Raw genomic sequence first — 19850 nt, forward strand, 5'->3', positions numbered from 1 at the left:
ATTTTGACATTAAAATACCCCCTAATCCATGTCCGGATTTAGGGGGTCACTACAATTTATGAGTGCTCTTTAAGCTTATCTTCTAGATGTGGTTGTACTAATACTGTTAACAATGCTTAGTACTTCTGAATTCGAATTAAAGTAGGATAGATTTGTTATATTTCCGTCTTTATCCAAGTACATCAACATTGGCACATAATTAGAATTTACTAGATTGAACATGGTTCTACCATTTGTATAAAAATATGGTTGCATTTGACTCAATCCCAGTCTAGATAGAGTGTTAATTACTTCCCCTGAGGAATTTGTAGTCATTGCTTCGATCATATTAAACTGTGATTTATCAATGTTCACCAAGTATCTCCAAGAACCTTGGCATCCACCACAGGAAGGGTAACCAAAGGCTATAACCGTAGGTCTTCGTCCATCGGTTATGGAACTGATGGTCTTTGAATAACCATTTAAATCGGTTAAAGAGTAATTATTGACATTGGTACCATATACATTTCTCAGTTTTCCACCTAAATCGTTGGAACTTATATGTCTAAATTCTTCATTAGCTTCCCTTTGAGAATAGGTTAGGGAATTATCCGGTGTAGGTGGATAATCTGGATCTGGTTTTGGTGGATTTGGATCCGGTCTTGGATCAGGATCCGGTGTTGGAGCTGGATTATCAGGACTTTTATTTCCAACGTTAAAGGATGAACTCACAGATGATTCATCATAATCAGACCCATTGTAGGAAACTACAACGTTGTACTTTCCTAAAGTCGCTTGCCTAGCGGTATAAATTGTAAAAGCACATTGGCCATTGCTGTCGGTCATTCTATCGTAGTAGAATTCTCTGCCATTAGGATTTGTTACAGTGTACCTAACAGTCGCCCTTGAGACAGGATTGTCCTTATAGTCCTTAAGGGTTACAGTAGCAAGGACTTTTCCTCCTTGTTCCACAGTGTCTTGGTCCAATTGTAAATCCATTTTCAGTGCCTTTTCATTTACTTGTTCATCAATATTGATTTCTTCACCAAATGTCTTTTTATAGAAATTCAATAGACCTTTAGCATCTAAGGCACCACTTATATTTACCAATCTACCATTTTCATCTAAAAGAACTGTATTAGGTGTTGTTAAGAAATCCAACCTTGATCCCCATATAGTATCTACAGCATCATAGTAGATATGGTCTTTGAATTTAGGGTCAATATTTTGATCTTTGATTACAGTATCCGTAAAATCGATAGTAGATTTAACATCTTCTTCGACAGAAGTTACCACTTCAATAAAGTTGTACTCTTCATGGGCCAAAAGGCTCATAGCCTTCCACATATCAACACATGGACCACAGCCTGGGTATCCAAATACTATTACAGTCTTTTTACCTGGTTCAACTAGGTCAGCTATTTGTCTAGTTTTAAGTTTATTGTCCTTTACCTCGTATTTAAGGATGTTTTTACCATAATTTTCAACTAAGGATTCATATTCGAAGTCCGTCTTCTTAAGGTGACTGAATTGTCCCTTTGAATTTCTTTCATTGAAGCTTAAAAACTTATTTCCATCAGAACTTCCCACAGTAAATAATGCTAAACCCTTAGCAGGCTTATAGTCCTTGTGGGAGGCTGTTGCTACAATTTTAAATTGTCCATTGGAATTGAAAGGAAGGTTAAACTTCCAATCCTTCTTTCCATAGTCATCCATAGTCAAGGTAGTATTTGCTATTTTATTTCCCTTAGAGTCAAAGACTTCTAGTGAACTACTACCCTTTCTTATTCCGTTATTTTCAAGGTCAGTTAAGTTGACTGATACTAAAACGCTATTAGCAGGTCTATAGGAACTCTTATCTGTAACAACTTCCAAGTCTAAAGTCTTATCGTATTCCGGCATGATAGAAGGTCTTGACTCCCTTAACCACTTAGTCATACCACCATTCATCCAGTAAATTTTTGTAAAGCCCATTTCCTTTAACATCTGAGCAGTTGCTCCAGATCTTACTTGGGTCCTACAGTAAATAAGATAGGTTTTATTAGGATCTAACTTAGTTAAGAATTCTTTGAAATCATCTTTATAGTAATCATATTGTGTTGCCCCTTCAATATGGGATTCCAAAAATTCTGCATTGGTTCTAACATCCAGTAAAACGAAATTAGAATTTTTCTTATTTTCTTCAATAATCCTTTGGCCTTCGTCGGTTTCTACCATCTTGTAGAAGTTTTCTCCATCAGGATTAGAAGGTTCAAAACTATCTTCGCCAACAGTTATAGACAAAGTCTTAACAACGTCTTCATAGCCATATTTAGTCGCAGTAACTTTAAGAGTATAAGTTCCTGCATTTAATTTATTATATGGAATAAAGGTCAATTCTCCAGAAGCAAAAGTGGTTAGACCTCTGTTTTCTACTTCTTTGTCATTGGAATCCATAAGGGAGAAAGTTACATAAGAACCTGTCATAGCATTGTTTTTACTATCTGTTAGTTTCGCCTTAAAGGTAGGCTTTTCTCCTACATTATAATTTTTCTTATCACAGCTAATTTCAAGATTTATTACATCCTTAGTCTCTGTAGATTCAAAATTTACGCTAAACTGTTTTTTCACCGCGCCATAGTAATAGTGTTGGCCAATTACAGTTATGGTATATTCTCCAGGTTTCATATCTTGATTTGGCTGAATATACATATTTGCTCTACCGTAATAATCCGTTGTCTTAGACAGATCTACACTGAAATTATCAGGACCCTTTACATCTATTTGTAGAGGCATTCCTGAAATATATCTACCGTCATTGGCGGTGGCATTGAAGTAGATATTTGCCTTTTCTCCGTATTTATAACTATCCTTGTCCAATTTATAAGTCAATTTAAAGTCTTCGGGCATAGCCGACTTTTTAACTTTAAACTCACCTGTGGCAATAGAATCTCTATAACCATTTCTTTTACTTATGATTTTAATCTTATATACGCCTTCTGCTCCAGTTTTACCAGGAGTGTAATTATAAGTTCCAGAAGCGTAGTATCCAGAATTAAAATTAGCTTTATGAGTGTACCCATCAGGGGTTTCTATTAGGATATCCACATCCGCATAGGTAATTCTATAGTTGCCATAAAGGGTTTGAATATTTAATTTGACATATTCCGTATTGAATATTTCTGTCTTATCCAAAGTTAACTTGGTTTCAAAGGTAGGCCTAGAGTCCTTAACCTCAAAGGATAAGGTGGTTTGGGTAGGCTCAAAAGTACCACCGGATGCCATTACTGAAACATTGTAGGTTCCAATTTCAGAAAGTTTAGAGTAGTCTAGTGTATAGGTGGCATTCCCATAGTAGTCAGTATATTTGTTGTCTATATACTTTCTTCCTGAAGGAGTTTCAACGGTTGTAGTAATAGTAGCGTATCGCAAGTTGTAATTTGAGCTGTTTTTTACATTTGATGTAATAGAGACACCTCTACCTAAAGTTACCACTTCTTCAGAAACCGTACTTGTCAAATACATTTTATTAGGAGAATTATCCCTTTTAGCCACATTGACATTTACATATCCCTTTACACCAGATCCATCCGTTGCACTTGCAGTAATAGTGGTGGTTCCAGCAGATTTTGCAATTACCTTACCATTATCTACATTTGCTACAGCTGGGTTAGAACTGGACCAATTAAGATTTCTATTGGTTGCATTATAAGGTGATACCGTAGCGGTAATAGTAAAGTTTTCTCCCTCATTAAGGCTTTTCTCCCTTGGGCTAAGGGATATTTCTCTAACTTTTATATCTGTTGGCGAAAAGGATTTAACAGTCACATTGACCGAAGTAAATTTATTTGAACCGTCAGTTGCACGTAAAGTGATGGTAGTTGAACCTTCTCTTAAAGCTTTGATATTTCCTGATCTATCAACAGATGCTACTGAAGGATTACTTGATGTAAAGTTTAGGTTCTTATTTTTTGCTTCTCTAGGAAGTACTTCATAGTCAAGTTTTTCAGTATCTCCAATATTAAGAGTTATATTTTGATTATTAACCCTTATTTCCCTAACTTTAACGTCTTCAACCGGTGGAACATAACCTGCAGCAGGCTTTGTAAATGCCTTAACGCATACATTTGAACCAGAGTTTCTCCTAGCTATGTCTTGCCAATTTGAACCGTCAAAGGAAATATAGGACTGTCCATAATTTGAATTGGCTCTAGATGAATAGCCGTAATGTCTTGACTCCACAGGTATAGGATAGTTATAGCCTGGAGTGGTCAACTTTATAATCGGGGAAAAATACGCTCCAGCAGGTATTGTCTGTGGATTGAACTTAACTGTGTAATATCCAGCATAGGCTAACGACCCTGAAGCTACCCTAACCCTGTTGTTAAAACCGCTATTTCCGCCGAAGTTGGTGTTAATATACACTTCATAGGAGGCGTTATTTGAAGGTACAAAGAATCCCACTTCATCTATTTTTTGGTTTGACTTAACAGGTCCAAATACATTGGCGAACCATCCTGTGTTTCCACTACCCATACTTTGAGTCATTCCTAGGGGATCGTGGTACCAAATGGTCTTTTGAGGTTCTTTGTTCTTAAGTACAAAGATGGCATTTCCCTTTGAACAGTGGTTGTCATAATAGGATACATAGTAGTAACCACCCGCATTACCCCAGTGTGGACCCCAGCTGTTCTTTACTATCCATGCGCCATCACCAGGAGGTGTGATTCCAAAGTTGTATCTACTATAGCTGTCGTCCCATCCAACGATTGTAACAGCGTGGTTTTGGTAGGCATTACTATTATTATAATGTGCCATATTTCTAAAATTGGTGTAATATTCATTTCCATTGATAGTGGTATAAGCTGCACCATAGTCCATGATTGCCCTCTTCAATCTATCCCTATCATTGGTATTTCTAACATCAGGAATATATAGAACCTCTTTCAATTCCATACTGGTAGGAAGATTTAGAGGAGATCTAAAGTCATAGGGACTATAAGGATCTAAAGCTTCGTCTACAGGGCCAGACCATCTAGCTAGATAAGCTGCAGCTACGGCGGAAGTACCACCTTGGTCTGGTGCCCAGTCAAAACCATGAGTATTTCTTAAATGCTTTTCAGAAAAATCGTGTAAAGTCGGCATAAGTACGGACTCTGCCGATCCATAAGTCGCAAAAGCCCAGCAAGAACCGTTAGGTCCCTGATTTTTAACTGGAGTTACCCTGTTATAATTCCTTAAGTCATACCTTGAAGGTAGGGCAGAAGGGGCCTTTTGCCTTGGAAATTTATCGATAGAATCAATCAATTGATAGTTGGTGTTCACTTTAAATGGATCTTGCATCAAACCAAAATTTTTATTGCTTCCAGAATTGGAAACTTTATTGAAATCAGGGTTTTTAGGAGCTTCTCCAATTTCTAAGTTCTCAACTATTTCATTTGGGTTAGGACTTACTTCCAATTTGTCCTCGTTTTCAACTTCTTCAGCGCCATTAGGTAGTGGGCTGATTTCAAGATTCGGTTCTTCATTTTTTGCTTCTGTTTCAACTAAATCCTCTGGATTTAGCTCCAAAGTGGTGGCATTAGAAGTAGACACCGGTGCCACTAGGATTTGAAACAACATCAAAAATGAAAGTAAAAACGACGTTAATTTCTTCATATTCCTCTCCTTTTTATTAAATTTTTTTGAAAGCGTTTTATGGAATATCGACCTCCTTAGTTCCTAGTCCTTAAAATAATAGCCCAATTATTAAAAAAACTAAGAAATACTTGCAATGTAGATATATCACAATTCAAATAAAAATACAATAGCATGCATATTAAATTTTAAGATTTAATTAAGAAAGTCAATAAGATTGTCATTACCTTTATGATTATTTCAATAGTTTAATAAGAATTACGATAATGTAATAAAGAAATGGGTTGAAATTATATTTATTAAAATTTCTTAATAGTTTTACAAGGGTAAATAAAAGCAGCAAATGTTGAAAAATACGCATTTAAAATTAATTTAACAAAAATTTAATCAAGATTTGTGTTTAATACTTAAAATAAGCTTAAACAAACCAAAAAACTATGATATTATTACTACCATCAGGATATTTTTTAAAGTTATTTTAAGTTTTATCTTCGCATGTATAATATCTGTCCTAAGCTGTATATACATGCAAAGGCCTTTTTGGATTTTAACTTTTAAATTTGCTGAGATTTTTTAATTGGATAACATTTCTAATTTTTTCCAAATCCATTGGGTTGAAGTTTGGAATTGTTTTCAAAATATAGTAGGAGGATAGTTTTGATATGAAGAAGAAATTAATAGCTTTGTTACTATCTTTTAGTATCATGGGCTCAAGTTTCGTTTCCTATGCTAATGAAGTTGAAACGACGGAAGCTACGGAAGAACCGAAGCTTGAAATCAGTCAATCTGAAGAGACAGAGCAAGCTGAAGAGTTAGAAATTTCTGAAATCTTAGAGGATGCGCCTGCTGAAACAGAAAAACTCGAACTAGCTCCAATAGATCCAGAATTTACCAACAAAGAGTCTGGAATTAAAGCATCTCCTTTGGAAATAAAGGATGCAGAAGTTAGAACTAGAGTTAGATCTGTGTATCCATCTAGATTTGATTTGAGAAAGGAAGGAAGAGTGACTCCTGTAAGAAGTCAGGGGAAAAATGGTTCCTGTTGGGCATTTGCCACATATGGTGCAATGGAGTCATATTTGAAGTTTTTCGGCGAGTTTGACTTTAGTGAAAAACATATGAGAAATACCCACGGATTCGACTGGGGCATTGATGATGGAGGCAATAGAGAGATTGCTGCTGCCTATCTATCAAGAGGTTCTGGACCTGTATCTGAAGGGGCTGACCCTTATGATCCTCGTTCTTCCGACTCTCCTGAAAATGTAGATAGGATGTTGGACATAGATCAAATAATATATTTGCCTAATATGGCCAATGCATTTCAAAATGATGATATTAAATGGGCAATTATGAAATATGGTGGAGTTTACACTACCATTAACAGTTCTGAATATTATGAAAATAAAAAATACAATTCCTATTATAATCCAGGAGCTGGAAAAGCAGATCACGCAGTTACTATAGTAGGGTGGGATGATGGATTTTCAAGAAATGCCTTCACTTCCAAGCCTGCAGGTGACGGGGCTTGGATTTGTAAAAATTCCTGGGGTAAAAATTTCTTGGATAATGGATACTACTATGTATCTTATTATGACGCCCACTGTGGTAAATCAAATGCGGTTTTCGTACCAAAGGGATTGGACAAGGAAGCAAATATATACCAATATGACCCATTAGGAGCAACTAGATCTGTTGGTTATGGTGGAGAGGGTTATATGGCAAATGTCTTCACTTCCACAAGGGACGAGTACTTAAAAGAAGTTGGACTATTCAATGTAAGTGCAAGGACAAAGTATACAATCTATGCGGTTCAAAATATTTCCAAGACTTCGGAACTTGGAGAAAACAAAGTAGAGATAGCTTCTGGAGTTTTGAAATATCCAGGATATTATAATATTAAAACCGATAAGATAAATATAAAAGAGGGCGAAACTTTTGGAATAGTTGTCTATATGGACTCCACATCCAATGGATATAGATTCCCGTTGCCGGTGGAGGCAAAGATCAACAGTTTCTCTTCTAAAGCTTTCGCTGAAGAGGGACAATCCTATGTTTCCGCAAATGGTGAAAGTTGGACAGATCTAACTAGACAATTGCCAGATGCAAACTTCTGTATTAAAGCGATTACAAGTACAGCGGCTAATCCATATCCAGATATTAAGCCTGCACCAGGTCCAACACCTGAGCCGGATCCAGATCCAATACCAGATCCTGAAGTACCAGATGATGGTACAGTGAAAATAGAACATATAGAATTGGCAGAGGGTAACCTAGGTTACATCGATGTTACAAAGAAAGGTCAACTGACCGCTTTGATAGGACCTAGTAGTGCTACAGAAGAAGTGGAATTTGTATCTTCAAAGCCAGAAATATGTGTTGTGGATAAGGAAAAGGGAATAGTTTATCCGAGAGATCCTGGAAATGTAAATATCATAGCCAGATCAAAGTCTCGAATGGTTTCAGCAGTGTTTAATTTACAAGTGGTACCTGCAGGACTCAAGGTTACTGGAAGGACAGAAGTTCCTATCATTGGAGCAAATGACTATGTACCACCAGAGCCAGATTCAAAGGATCCATCAACCCCTAAAGAGCCTGATACCAATGGGCCGTCTATTAGACCGGGAGAGGATGTTATTGCACCGGATGATGGTAAACCAAGGGGAATCTATTTTAATCTTAGATCCAAGAGAATCTTTGTGGATGAGAAGTTTAATTTAAACGAGAATATTAGTATCTATCCTAGCAATGCCGATAGAAATTTAAAATTCTACTCATCTGACAAAAATATTGCATCTATTGATGAAAATGGTGTTTTGACTGCTCACAAACTAGGTGACGTTGTCATTACGGCTAAGTCAGACAATGGACTTAGTTCAACTTTAGAGATTAAGGTCGTTACAAATCCTGAACTTGGAGACATTGTAATAGAATCTTTGACAAATACAGGAAGAAGTGGTGGAATATTCTCAATCAATATGAGGGTTAAAAATGGAAATTCACCATATAATGGTCCTGCTAATATAAAAGTTACAAGTGATGATAGAACTCAAATTAGAACTGTATATTTTCATGAAGGTTTTGCAACTGTAAAGTTTAATGGATGTCACTTTGGAGTTTGGAGAAAGGACTTTGAAGCTACACTTACAGTTAAGGATAAATCTCAAACTATTAAATTCGGATTCAATTAAGCCATTAAATAGTTTAACTATTTAAAATATAAATGGGGAGGAAAGTCATGAGTAAAAAAGTGCTATCAGCTATATTAGCACTAGTTATGGTAGTTACTTCGGTTGCTCCTGCTTATGCCTCAACCGGTCTTATAGAGGATACTTCTGAACCGGAAGAAAAATTGGAGTATAGTTCAAATGAATTTGAAATAGCTCCTCTTCCTGAAGATGAAGAAAAACCGGAAGAAGATAAGCTTGAGTTATCACCACTACCGAAGGATGAAAATTCAGAAGAAATTGTAGATGAAGAACCTAAGTTGGAAGTTGCTGAGATGAGAAGTGACTTACAACAAGCCGTAAGAGCTGTACGAGGTATAGAACCTGAAAACGAAAAGGAAAAAGAGGTTTTAACTAAGTACAACGAAGCTGTATATGAACTTGACACACAGATCAACCTATATGAGAGTTCATTAAACAAGCCGGAAGGGGCAGTTCAAGGTATAGAAGAGATCATTGACGTTCAAACTATACCTGCAAGAATCCAATTGATGATAAGAATCGGTAGGGCTATAAGATTTGGAACTACTGATCTATCCAACAAGGTAGTTGCAGCTCATACAAAGCTTACTGAATATATCCTAGTGGGAATATTGTATGTACTAAATCCATTTGCTTCAAATGATCAAATCATGGAATATATCAATTCATGGGAACCACTAGAACAAGAATTGTTATCATTCCCAGATTTACAACCTCATGATATCGCCACAATCTATAAAAAGGCTGGCGTGTCTAGGGAAGTTCGTGAAGCAAATAAGGTTAGAAGATCTGCTATGAGAGGGTATAAGAATTTCTCAGCAAAATACCTACAAAAGGTAATCGCAGATACCAATAGGATGATATTTAGAATAACAGTTACCTGTGGTGAATTGGATGAACAAGTAGAAGTTTTACATGAAGCTATGGAGAGAATCACCGGTCCAAAGATTAGAGTTGAGAGAATAGAGTTCATGGAAGGGACTACTGGATATATTCACGTTGACGAAAGAACCAGAATAAGACCAGTTGTATTCCCTGATGAAGTTAAGAACAAGGATGTTATCCTATATTCTTCTAACTCCTATGTTGCTAGGGTAAGCGGTGGAGAAATTGTTCCAATAAAACCTGGATCTGTAAAGATCATGGCTGTGTCCTTAGACAATGCTGTTAAAAAGTCTTTTGACCTTATTATCACAGAACCAGGAGCTGTTTTAACAGGTGTACCTAAGCTTATTTCAACAGGACATAATGCAGTGGATCCAAACTATTCCGATGGAGAAAATAGTACTATAAAACCACTTCCTGTAGCAAAGATGGAGAAGGTTATAACTTCTATAAACTTTAATGTTAGAGATATTAAAATCAATTTAGATGAAAGTTATAGTTTGAAAGAAGTTACTCTACCTCTTCCAACAGATGCTGTAAATAAGACTTTGGAATATGCTGTGGAAGATGAATCCATTGCAAAGGTATCATCCGAGGGTATAGTTACTCCGCTAAAGGCTGGTACTACAAAATTGGTTGCTCAATCAGAAACTGGTGCAATCAACGGAATAAACCTTACAATAGTGGATGAAAACCAAACTGATGAATATGAAATCAATTCTGTTGAACTTACAGATAAAGTAGCAGGAGTGTTTAGAGTAAAGATAAATGCTAGCAAAAATAATACACCTTATACCGGACCTGCAAAACTATCTATTTCAAGTGAAGACAGAAGTATTGACAAAGATTTTTATTTTGAAAGAGGAAGTGCTGAAGTTAAATTTACAGGCTTTGACTTTGGAGTTTGGAGAAAAGACTTTAAAGGAACTGTAAAAGTTGGTAATGTTGAAAAACAATTTGAACAAACTACTAATTAGGAGGAAATCTAAATGAAAAAGTTAATATCAGGTGCATTGGCATTAGCTATGGCATTTGGAGCAGTAGCACCTACAATTACATTGGCAAATGAAGTAAAAGAAGAAAACGAAGTTGCCGTAGAAGAAAAGTTGGAAGTTTCTGAAAAAAAAGTTGGAATAAATGGAATCATAGATGACGCTGAAGAAGAAACAGCTGTTCTTGAAATTGCTGAATATGATGAATTCAAGAGACAATTACAAGGTTATAGAGATGAAGTTGACCATTTAGAAACTCATAATGAAACTCAAGAAAAGATGAAGGCAGAATTCGATGAAAAGACTCTTGAAATCGAAGGTAATATCGACAAGATGTCCGTTGGAGCAGTTGGATTTGCAGATATCTATGACCTACAATCAATTCCTCAAAGACTTATGTTAGTAGGTAGACTTGGAGTGGCTATAAGATTTGCAACAACTGAATTGAGATATAAGGTAGATGCTGCTCATACTGAAATAGCTGAATATATCTTCCAAGGTCTTGTAATTGCAGCAAGTCCTTTCCATACTATTGAAGATATGAAGACTCATATGGCAGAATTTGAAGTGCTTAAACAAAAATTGTTAGGATACCCTGACATAGGTTTACATGATGCAGCAAATCTTTATGTTAGATCTGACCTAGACACTTTACTTCATAAAGCAAGATTTGCAAAATACAACGATTTAAAGGATAAGTCAACAGATGTTATAAAAGATTTGGACAGAGAAATTGCAAGAATTACAAATGAAAGATTGAAACCACAAAGAACTGTGGCTGAAATCTACCAATTGACTGATGAATTAAATCAAGCTATGATGATTGCTATCAACAGTCAAGACTTCAGAGCTAAGAACTATGAAATCGAAGAAGTTAAGAGACTTCGTGCAGAAGCTAGAAGAGCTAAGAGGCATGGTGACAGAAGAATGGAACTTGCAGAAGCTATAGATAGAACTAACGAAGAAATGTTAAAGACTAGACCTTCTCAACCAGTTTTAAGAGATCTAATCGCAAACTTCAACGCTCTATTATACAATCACAAATAATTGAATAATGAAGTTGTAAGAAATCGCTAAAGTTTATTTTGGCGATTTTTTAATAAAATAAAAACTTATAAGCCTTCTTTATAATATTGGTGATAAGGTGATAGAGGAAAATTGAGGATAAGCTTAAAATGAAAATCATTATTAAATAATCCGGCGAATATTTACATAAAATAAAACAATTTAATAATTACAAGGGTTTACCTATATATATTAGGGGTTTATAAAGAATAGATTTAACATAGCCTTCCAACTTTTAAACATACATTTTACATCTTTCCAAAGTGAAATTAATAGATAGCCGATAAGATGGAATTGTACAAAAAATGCGAGGAGGTATTATATGAAGATACTTAAAAAATCCATGGCTGCACTTTTAGCTATGGCTATGATACTTGGGAGTTTAATTCCAGGGCTAAACCTAAACACTCAAGTGTCAGCTGCTGGTAGAAAGAGGGTTGAAATCTCTAACCCTTATAGTACTGTAGATTGGGATAAATTTGATCAATATAAGGCAAATTTCCATTCCCATACTACTGAATCAGATGGTGTCAATGAACCTTATGAAATGATCGAAGAGCATTATGCACAAGGATATGATATTGTTGCTATCACAGATCATGATCATAAGTCAACAACCATTGATAGAACCGATACTAATAAAACATATGTTTCCGCTGAAAGAAAAGCTGAAATGGAAGCTGGTGCTGGTAGAAATGGAAGAAAAATAGTATTCATTCCATATTGTAACGAACATTCTGTCCACGATCATCTAAACTCTTTTTGGACGAACACACCAGTAAATAATACAGGAGCTATATTGGAAGGTTCAATCGATAAGGCTCAAGGTTTAGGTGGTATAACACATATCAACCATCCAGGTAGATATACTGGTGGAGATAATACTGCCAATAAAGGAGCAGATGGAGAAGCTGCTTCAAATGATCCTAAACATATCAACAAGTACTTAGATTTATTTAACAAATATGACTCTCTAGTTGGAATGGAAATCATCAACAAAAAGGATGGAGATTCTTATTCCGACAGAATTCTATGGGACAACTTACTTAAAGAGTCAATGCCAAAAAGACCTATTTGGGGTTTTTCAAATGATGACAATCATTCAATAGCAAAGACAGGATTTAGTTACAATATGATGCTGCTTCCAGAAAATAACGAAGAAAATATTCGTTATTCCATGGAAAATGGTACTTTTTATGCTGTAGCTAAGGTATGTCATAGGGAATTGGGAGATGATTTTGAAGCTAAGGGTGAAACTCCTAAAATTACAAACATCTCCGTTGACAAGTCAAAAAGTTCAATAACTATCGATGCTGAAAATTACAACACCATTCAATGGATTGCCGATGGTAAAGTAATTGGCGAAGGTAATAGTATTGACTTACTTGAAAATGTAGATAAGATTAATGGATATGTAAGAGCCAATATTATGGGTGATGGTGGAATTGCTTTCACACAACCTTTTGGTCTTAAAGTTGTAGAAGAAAATGGTCCAATCATAAACCCATATAGTGACGTGGACTGGAATACATTTAATCAATACAAGGCAAACTTCCACTCCCATACTAATGAGTCTGATGGTGGTAATTCACCAAAACAAATGATAGAACATCATTACGATTTAGGTTATGACGTTATTGCCATGACTGACCATAACCATCTTTTCACTGCTATTGATAGAACTGACAGAGAGAAAGAATATGTTACTTCTGAGAGAAGAGCTGAAATGGAAGCTGGTGTTGATAGAGAGGGAAGAGGAATTTACTTTATAGAAAATTCTGAAGAACAATCTAGACATGACCATGTGAACACCTTCTGGACTGAATATACAAACCCAGAAAAGGGAGCCAATATGGAAGAGTCCATTAAACAAGCTCATGAATTAGGTGGAATTTCTCATATTAATCACCCTGGAAGATACACTGGTGGAGTTTATGATCAAGATGATGGTTCCTATGGAAAAATGGTTTCAAGTACTCCTGCAACAATTTCAAAGTATATGAATCTATTTAACAAATATGATTCCCTTGTTGGAATGGAAATCATCAACAAGAAAGACGGAGACTCCTTCTCCGATAGAATCCTTTGGGATAATCTACTTTCAGTTTCCATGCCAAATAGACCTATTTGGGGATTCTCAAACGACGACAACCATTCCATGGATGCAACTGGCTTTAGTTACAATATGCTATTGATGCCAGAAAATACTCCTGAAGAAACTAGATATGCAATGGAAAGTGGTAACTTCTATGCTGTAGCTAAGGTTTCTAGAAGAGAACTTGGAAGAGATTTTAAAGCAGAGGGACCTACTCCAACAATTACAAATATTTCTGTAGATCAAGGAAACTTAAGCATTAGCATTGATGCTGAAAACACTGATAAAATCCAATGGATAGCAGATGGTGAAGTAATTGCAGAAGGAAAGACATTAAATATCAATGACCACAAGGGACAAATTTTCAACTATGTAAGAGCAAACCTAATTGGTAAGGGTGGAATTGCCTTTACTCAACCATTTGGTACTAATATCGACTCAATAAAACCTGTTGAATTTGTTGAACTATTCCTTGATTCAGACGATTATGAATTAGATTCTTCTTTAGATGAAAAGGCAACTTTAGACGTTTTCGGAAGAGATACTAAGTTTGAAGAAGTATCTATAGATTTAAAAGATGTTAAATTCCATGTTGAAGATGAAACAGTTGTAAAGGTAGATGAAAAAGGTGAAGTTACAATTGTTACTAAACCTGAAGATAAATCTTCTACTAAGATATATGCAACTGCAACCATAGATGGAAAAGAATATAAGTCAAATACAATTGAAATAACTTTAAAAACTCCTTACGAACTTCCGAACGGAGCAGATATATACGCAATCAACAATGGAAATGATGACGTTGAAGAAAATTTAGATACTGGTAGTATGTATATGGATTCTTCTGACCTAGAAATTGCATATGATGGCGATGTAAGACAGGAAATAGGTCTAAGATTCAACGACATCAAAATTCCTGCTGGAAAGAAATTAAAGGAAGCTTTTGTACAATTTGCAACAGATGAGACTAAATCTTCTAAAAATGTTGATCCATTCAATGTTAAAATATCCGGGGAATTGACAGCTAATTCTAAGGAATTCATCGAAGAAGACAAGAATGTTTCTTCTAGAACCCATACTAAAGCAGAAGTAGTTTGGAAGGACATTCCTAAGTGGACAATGGAAGGAGAAGCTGGTAAAGCTCAAAGAACTCCAGACCTAAGTTCAATAATTAAAGAAATAATTGGACAAAAGGATTTTAAATCTGGTAATAGTCTATCCATCTTCCTTTCTGGAGAAGGGGTTAGATGCGCCGATGCATTTGAAGATAAAAATTCTATTCCTGCAAAATTAGTACTTGTATTTGAAGAGGAAGAGACAACAAAGCCTTCAAAGCCTAACTATCCAGGAGTTCCAAAGGATCCTACAAATCCAACAGATTCTACTAAACCTACTGCACCATCAGATGTGAAAGTTGAAACTGATAGAATCAAGGGACAAGATAGATATGAAACTGCTATTGAAATAAGTAAAAAGACTTTCAAAAAAGCGGACAATGTTATATTGGCATCTGGTGGAGATTATCCTGATGCGTTGACTGCTTCTGTATTAGCGGGAATGAAAAATGCTCCTGTACTTTTAGTTAACGAAAGCTCTCTAAAATCCGTTGTTAAGGAATTAGAAAGATTAGAAGCTAAAAACATCACTGTAGTTGGTGGTAAGGATTCAGTTGCAAAGGATATTGAAAACACATTAACTGGTTCCTACAAAGTAGATAGGGTATTTGGACAGGATAGATATGAAACAGCTAAGAAGGTTTATGACCTAGTACTATCCCTTGGTGGAAATAAGGAACAAGTAATAGTTGCCGATGGTAGAAACTATCCTGACGCCCTTGCAGCTGGTAGCTTTGGTGCGAAGAGTAAAACACCTATTATTCTAGCTAAAGGTGATATCATTCCATCAATGTCCAACCTTCCTAAAAAGGCAATAATCGTTGGTGGAAAGACTTCTGTAGGAAAAGCTGTTGAAAATCTATTTGATAAGACTGAGAGAATTGCTGGTAAGGACAGATATGAAACTTCTGTACTATTAGCTAAGAGGTTCTTCCCAGAATCAAAAACTATAATCCTTGCAAGCGGACAAGTATATGCTGACGCATTAACTGCTTCAGTCCTTGGGAGTACAAATGATTATCCAATAATTCTTACTAGAAGAGATTATTTAGAAAAATCCGTAAAGGATTATATCGCTGAAGAAAAAATAGAAAAGATATTGATTGTTGGTGGGAAATCCACAATATCAACTTTTCTTGGAAAGTAAATAAATAGCTTTTTAGATTAAAGTAACCCCAAAATCCATAAGATTTGGATTGAGGGGTTTCTTTTTGTTTCTAGTTATTTAAATAATTTTTACTTTATCCTTAGCAGCAACAGCTTCCGCCGCTGCAACTACCTTCATCATCTTGGGAAATGCTAGGAGAAGTTCCGCAGCCTTCAAATGGACCGTAGTGTACATCTCGATTTCCATAGATTGTAAAATATTTTGAAAATCTTGTGTTTTCAACCATAGCACAGGTATTGCCACAGACGGACATAGGCAATCCCTTTTCAAAGGTATGGTGGTCATCTAATTTTAAAGAGAACTCAGAGCCAATTATTCCACCGTTGTAAATTGCAAATTGACCATATTGCTCGCATATATCTTCAATTAAATCCGGTAATTTAAAAGCTCTAACAGTTCTTGATGAAAATTTGATATTTCCTATTAACCTTTCAATTTCAAAGTTATTAATTGGAGCTGGAGTAGAAGACATATATCTAAAATCCTTCCAACCCACTTTGTTTAAAAGTCTTCGAAAGTCCTCTATATACATTGCGCCACCAAGGCATTCGCCCCTCAATATTTTGTTATTTGAAATATCCTCAGGAACTCTTCTATCTGCAAATATATCAGAAAAGTATAGCTCTCCACCATTTTTCAAAACTCTCCATATCTCTTTAAAGACATCTTCTTTATTTGGAGAGAGGTTTATTACACAATTGGAAACAACCACGTCAACGGACCCATCTTCAATACCAAGACTTTTTAAATCCTCAATAAAACCCTTTTTGAATTCTACATTGGATTTAGAGAAACCAAACTTTTCTGCCATGGAATCTCGGTGTTTCTCAGCTATTGCCAATTGGTCCTCGTTCATATCCACTCCAATAACCTTTCCCTTTTCTCCTACTAACTTAGATAGGGTATAGACGTCAAGACCAGTACCACAACCTAAATCCAGTACTGTGCAGCCGGTTAATTCGAGGGGAATAGGAGATCCACAACCATAGAAGTGCGTTATGATTTCAGGGTCGATTTGGTTTCTAATCTCCTGAATATGAGGAGGAAAGTTCTCTAATGCACAGGAACAAATAGATGTTTTCATCTTTCCTTCTTCATTTACAGTGATATTACTATAGTAATCCTTAACTTCTTTTCTTACGTCTGACATATGTCCTTCCTTTCTGAAATTCTTAAATGTGGTGTAATTTACAGTTATAAAAATATATTAACTTCAGGGATAGAAATTTACTACCCTTTGCTTATTATGATACCCTATAAAACTAACAATATACAAATGGTTTGTTTAAACTAGTACATGCAATTTTTGCTTTATCCTTTATGTCTCGGGTATAAATATTAAAACGTTGAAAGGGAGGAAGCCATGATACTAAAATTTTTTAGAAATACAATATTGATTTTTGTTATATCCTTTGTGTTTTTTTATATATTGGCAAAAATGTATGGAGATCTGAATTTGTTTTTCTTATTCTATGGGTTTATATATGCGCCCCTTGGAGGGGTTATTCTTACTTTCATAGAATCGAAGTTTAAATTATCAAAGCCTATATTATTTCTAATATCTATTGTAGTAACGGTACTGGCTTTTCTTATAACGATGCTATGGGTATTTAGCTTATAAAGTAATGATTATGGAGTGAAAAAATGGAACAAATTGAGAGAATTAAAGAGATGGAAAGAATAATGAATAGACATGAAGAGGTTTTAAAGAAATTTAATGAGACCCTTAAGGACTTTAAAGAAAGTCAAAGTGACTATAATAGATTAGTGGACTATTATTCTTCAAGTGACTATTTAAAGGACTATGACTGGTCAAATGAGCCGGATTTTCCAAAGGATATAAAATGTGGTGTCCTATCTGAAGATGGAATATACAATATTATTGGTGATAATTACAGTACTGCAATAGAAATGATGGAAACGGCTCTTGAAATAATTAAGAGGCATTGATATGAGAAGAAAAGTTTCATGTTTCTAGTAACTAAGTTATGATATTTTGAAAGTAGGCGTGGTAAATTGAGTTATGACTTAAACTATTTATATAATCTAATTTTGCTTTTTTTCCTATACTCATTTTTAGGTTGGTGTATGGAAGTTACACTTATGTTTATAAATTACCATAGATTTATTAATCGAGGATTCTTAATTGGACCCTACTGTCCAATCTATGGTTCGGGAGTGGTTTTAGTTACAGTATTAAATGATCTACTGGCTCCGGTGGAGTCCTCCTATGGTACGAGTTTTTTAATAGCTTTTATCTTTTGTGGGATTTTAGAATATTTAACGTCCTATTTCTTTGAAAAGAGATTTCATGCCCGTTGGTGGGACTACACCCATAAACCGATGAATTTAAATGGAAGGGTTTGGATAGGTAATTTAATATTGTTCGGCTTAGGAGGAATGATAATAACTAGAATTTTCAACCCCTATTTCTTTAAGTTGATATCCAAGCATTCTACTTCTTTTGTAAAAATTTTGATTTTCATACTCTTAATCATAATTGGAGTCGATTATATAATATCTCATTTTATTATGAGGATTTTAAAGCTTAGCGTCGAAGACAGTAGAGCTGACAATAGCGAGGAGATAGCAAAGGAAGTAAGGCAACTTCTAGAAAATAAATCTCTGCTTCATAAACGTATTTTAGATGCCTATCCAAATGTAGAATTTAGAACGGCTAGAGTTAAAGCCAGGTTGGAAAAAATTAAAAAGAATACCGAGTACTTAAGGGAACAGGCAGAGGAAAAATTAGATGAAATAAATGAGAAGGTAAAAAAGAAGAGAGAGATTGCTTCTAAAAATTTAATAACAACTAGAAGACTTCAAAGAAATATAATTGAAAATCAAGAAGAATTAATAAAATATCTTTTGGAAGGGGAAATTTCAGAAGAGAGAAAAGAAGAACTTGTTAATAAAATTGCTGAGGATAAGTCCATATTAGACAAGAGGGATATTTTTTAGGTATTTTCTTAACTAATTAACTTATTAGTGTTACCATTAAGGAGAATTATCTTAGAAAATGGTGTTAATTATGTTTGTTAATAAGAAAATACAGATGTCAGAATCCATTATACTCAATTTAATACTAGCTCTATCGGGAGGTGCAATGGATGCCTACTCCTATCTTGCCAGAGGGAAGGTGTTTGCCAATGCCCAGACGGGAAATATTCTATTATTGGGGATAAATTTAGCATCAGCAAACTTTAATAGGGCACTGAAGTTTTTTCTACCGATTACTGCATTCGTTTTAGGAATATTTACTGCTAATATAATCAGGTATATATGTAGAGAAAGGGCTTTTCACTGGAGACAGATTGCAGTTTTCATGGAAATTCTTCTATTGGCCATTGTCCCCTTTATATCTAAGGAGAATAATGCAATTTCCAATGGCCTAATATCCTTAGCTTGTGGAATTCAGGTGCAAAGCTTTCAATCGATTTATGGTAATTCCATAGCAACCACAATGTGTATAGGAAACTTGAGAAAGTGCATGGACAATTTAAGTAAATTTATTTATTCCAGAAAGCATCTCTATTTAAAACAGTCCGCCGTCTATTTTTTAGTGATACTCTTTTTTATGATAGGAGCCATTGTTGAAGGTTATTTGATTAAGGTCTTAAAGCTTAAAGCAATAGTCTTTTCCATTATATTATTAGTGATATCCTTTATTCTAATGCATAGACCGATCATTAATTTAAAAGAAAGTAGGAGGTAGTCTGGATTTAAAAT

General features: G+C 35.2%; 10 protein-coding genes. 8 read left to right on the top strand and 2 right to left on the bottom strand.

What is annotated here, in order from left to right:
* Positions 1 to 75: 75 nt before the first annotated feature.
* A complete protein-coding gene (locus tag Q1K37_RS05855) occupies positions 76 to 5616 on the bottom strand; it encodes a lectin like domain-containing protein (RefSeq protein ID WP_300410416.1) in 5541 nt (1846 codons plus the stop codon).
* Between the two features lie 641 nt (positions 5617 to 6257).
* Between Q1K37_RS05855 and Q1K37_RS05860 the strand changes: the two genes are divergently transcribed.
* From Q1K37_RS05860 to Q1K37_RS05875, 4 genes are all read left to right on the top strand, one after another.
* Entirely contained in the window at positions 6258 to 8783 is a 2526-nt protein-coding gene (locus Q1K37_RS05860) for a lectin like domain-containing protein (protein WP_300410418.1), read from the top strand.
* Positions 8784 to 8830: 47 nt separating this feature from the next.
* Entirely contained in the window at positions 8831 to 10663 is a 1833-nt protein-coding gene (locus Q1K37_RS05865; protein WP_300410420.1) for a CAMP factor family pore-forming toxin, read from the top strand.
* 12 nt (positions 10664 to 10675) lie between these two features.
* Positions 10676 to 11725, top strand: coding sequence for a CAMP factor family pore-forming toxin (locus Q1K37_RS05870; protein ID WP_300410422.1), 1050 nt, complete (start codon positions 10676 to 10678; stop codon positions 11723 to 11725).
* A gap of 340 nt (positions 11726 to 12065) precedes the next feature.
* On the top strand, positions 12066 to 16100 hold the full coding sequence (locus Q1K37_RS05875; RefSeq protein ID WP_300410423.1) for a cell wall-binding repeat-containing protein: 4035 nt from the start codon (positions 12066 to 12068) through the stop codon (positions 16098 to 16100).
* A gap of 100 nt (positions 16101 to 16200) precedes the next feature.
* On the opposite strand, the gene Q1K37_RS05880 is transcribed toward Q1K37_RS05875, so the two are convergent.
* Entirely contained in the window at positions 16201 to 17271 is a 1071-nt protein-coding gene (locus Q1K37_RS05880; RefSeq protein WP_300410425.1) for a methyltransferase domain-containing protein, read from the bottom strand.
* 213 nt (positions 17272 to 17484) lie between these two features.
* Here Q1K37_RS05880 and Q1K37_RS05885 point away from each other — a divergent pair, with 213 nt between their 5' ends.
* The 4 genes from Q1K37_RS05885 to Q1K37_RS05900 all read left to right on the top strand — a co-directional run bounded on the left by Q1K37_RS05885 (position 17485) and on the right by Q1K37_RS05900 (position 19836).
* Complete coding sequence (locus tag Q1K37_RS05885) at positions 17485 to 17742, top strand: hypothetical protein (RefSeq protein WP_300410427.1); 258 nt, start codon at positions 17485 to 17487, stop codon at positions 17740 to 17742.
* A gap of 23 nt (positions 17743 to 17765) precedes the next feature.
* On the top strand, positions 17766 to 18071 hold the full coding sequence (locus Q1K37_RS05890; protein ID WP_300410429.1) for a DUF4298 domain-containing protein: 306 nt from the start codon (positions 17766 to 17768) through the stop codon (positions 18069 to 18071).
* 102 nt (positions 18072 to 18173) lie between these two features.
* Positions 18174 to 19082 (top strand): hypothetical protein, encoded by a 909-nt coding sequence (locus Q1K37_RS05895; protein ID WP_300410489.1) that lies wholly within the window; start codon positions 18174 to 18176, stop codon positions 19080 to 19082.
* A gap of 70 nt (positions 19083 to 19152) precedes the next feature.
* The gene (locus Q1K37_RS05900; protein WP_300410431.1) at positions 19153 to 19836 is read left to right on the top strand and encodes a YoaK family protein; all 684 of its coding nucleotides are present in this window, start codon (positions 19153 to 19155) and stop codon (positions 19834 to 19836) included.
* The last annotated feature ends 14 nt before the right edge of the window (positions 19837 to 19850 follow it).

The organism is Lagierella sp. (assembly GCF_029983815.1).
Classification (GTDB): domain Bacteria; phylum Bacillota; class Clostridia; order Tissierellales; family Peptoniphilaceae; genus Mediannikoviicoccus.

Excerpts from the sequence above, each read along its gene's own strand:
- Q1K37_RS05855 (WP_300410416.1), bottom strand. The coding sequence starts at position 5,616 with ATGAAGAAATTAACGTCGTTTTTACTTTCATTTTTGATGTTGTTTCAA.
- Q1K37_RS05860 (WP_300410418.1), top strand. The coding sequence starts at position 6,258 with ATGAAGAAGAAATTAATAGCTTTGTTACTATCTTTTAGTATCATGGGC.
- Q1K37_RS05865 (WP_300410420.1), top strand. The coding sequence starts at position 8,831 with ATGAGTAAAAAAGTGCTATCAGCTATATTAGCACTAGTTATGGTAGTT.
- Q1K37_RS05870 (WP_300410422.1), top strand. The coding sequence starts at position 10,676 with ATGAAAAAGTTAATATCAGGTGCATTGGCATTAGCTATGGCATTTGGA.
- Q1K37_RS05875 (WP_300410423.1), top strand. The coding sequence starts at position 12,066 with ATGAAGATACTTAAAAAATCCATGGCTGCACTTTTAGCTATGGCTATG.
- Q1K37_RS05880 (WP_300410425.1), bottom strand. The coding sequence starts at position 17,271 with ATGTCAGACGTAAGAAAAGAAGTTAAGGATTACTATAGTAATATCACT.
- Q1K37_RS05885 (WP_300410427.1), top strand. The coding sequence starts at position 17,485 with ATGATACTAAAATTTTTTAGAAATACAATATTGATTTTTGTTATATCC.
- Q1K37_RS05890 (WP_300410429.1), top strand. The coding sequence starts at position 17,766 with ATGGAACAAATTGAGAGAATTAAAGAGATGGAAAGAATAATGAATAGA.
- Q1K37_RS05900 (WP_300410431.1), top strand. The coding sequence starts at position 19,153 with ATGTTTGTTAATAAGAAAATACAGATGTCAGAATCCATTATACTCAAT.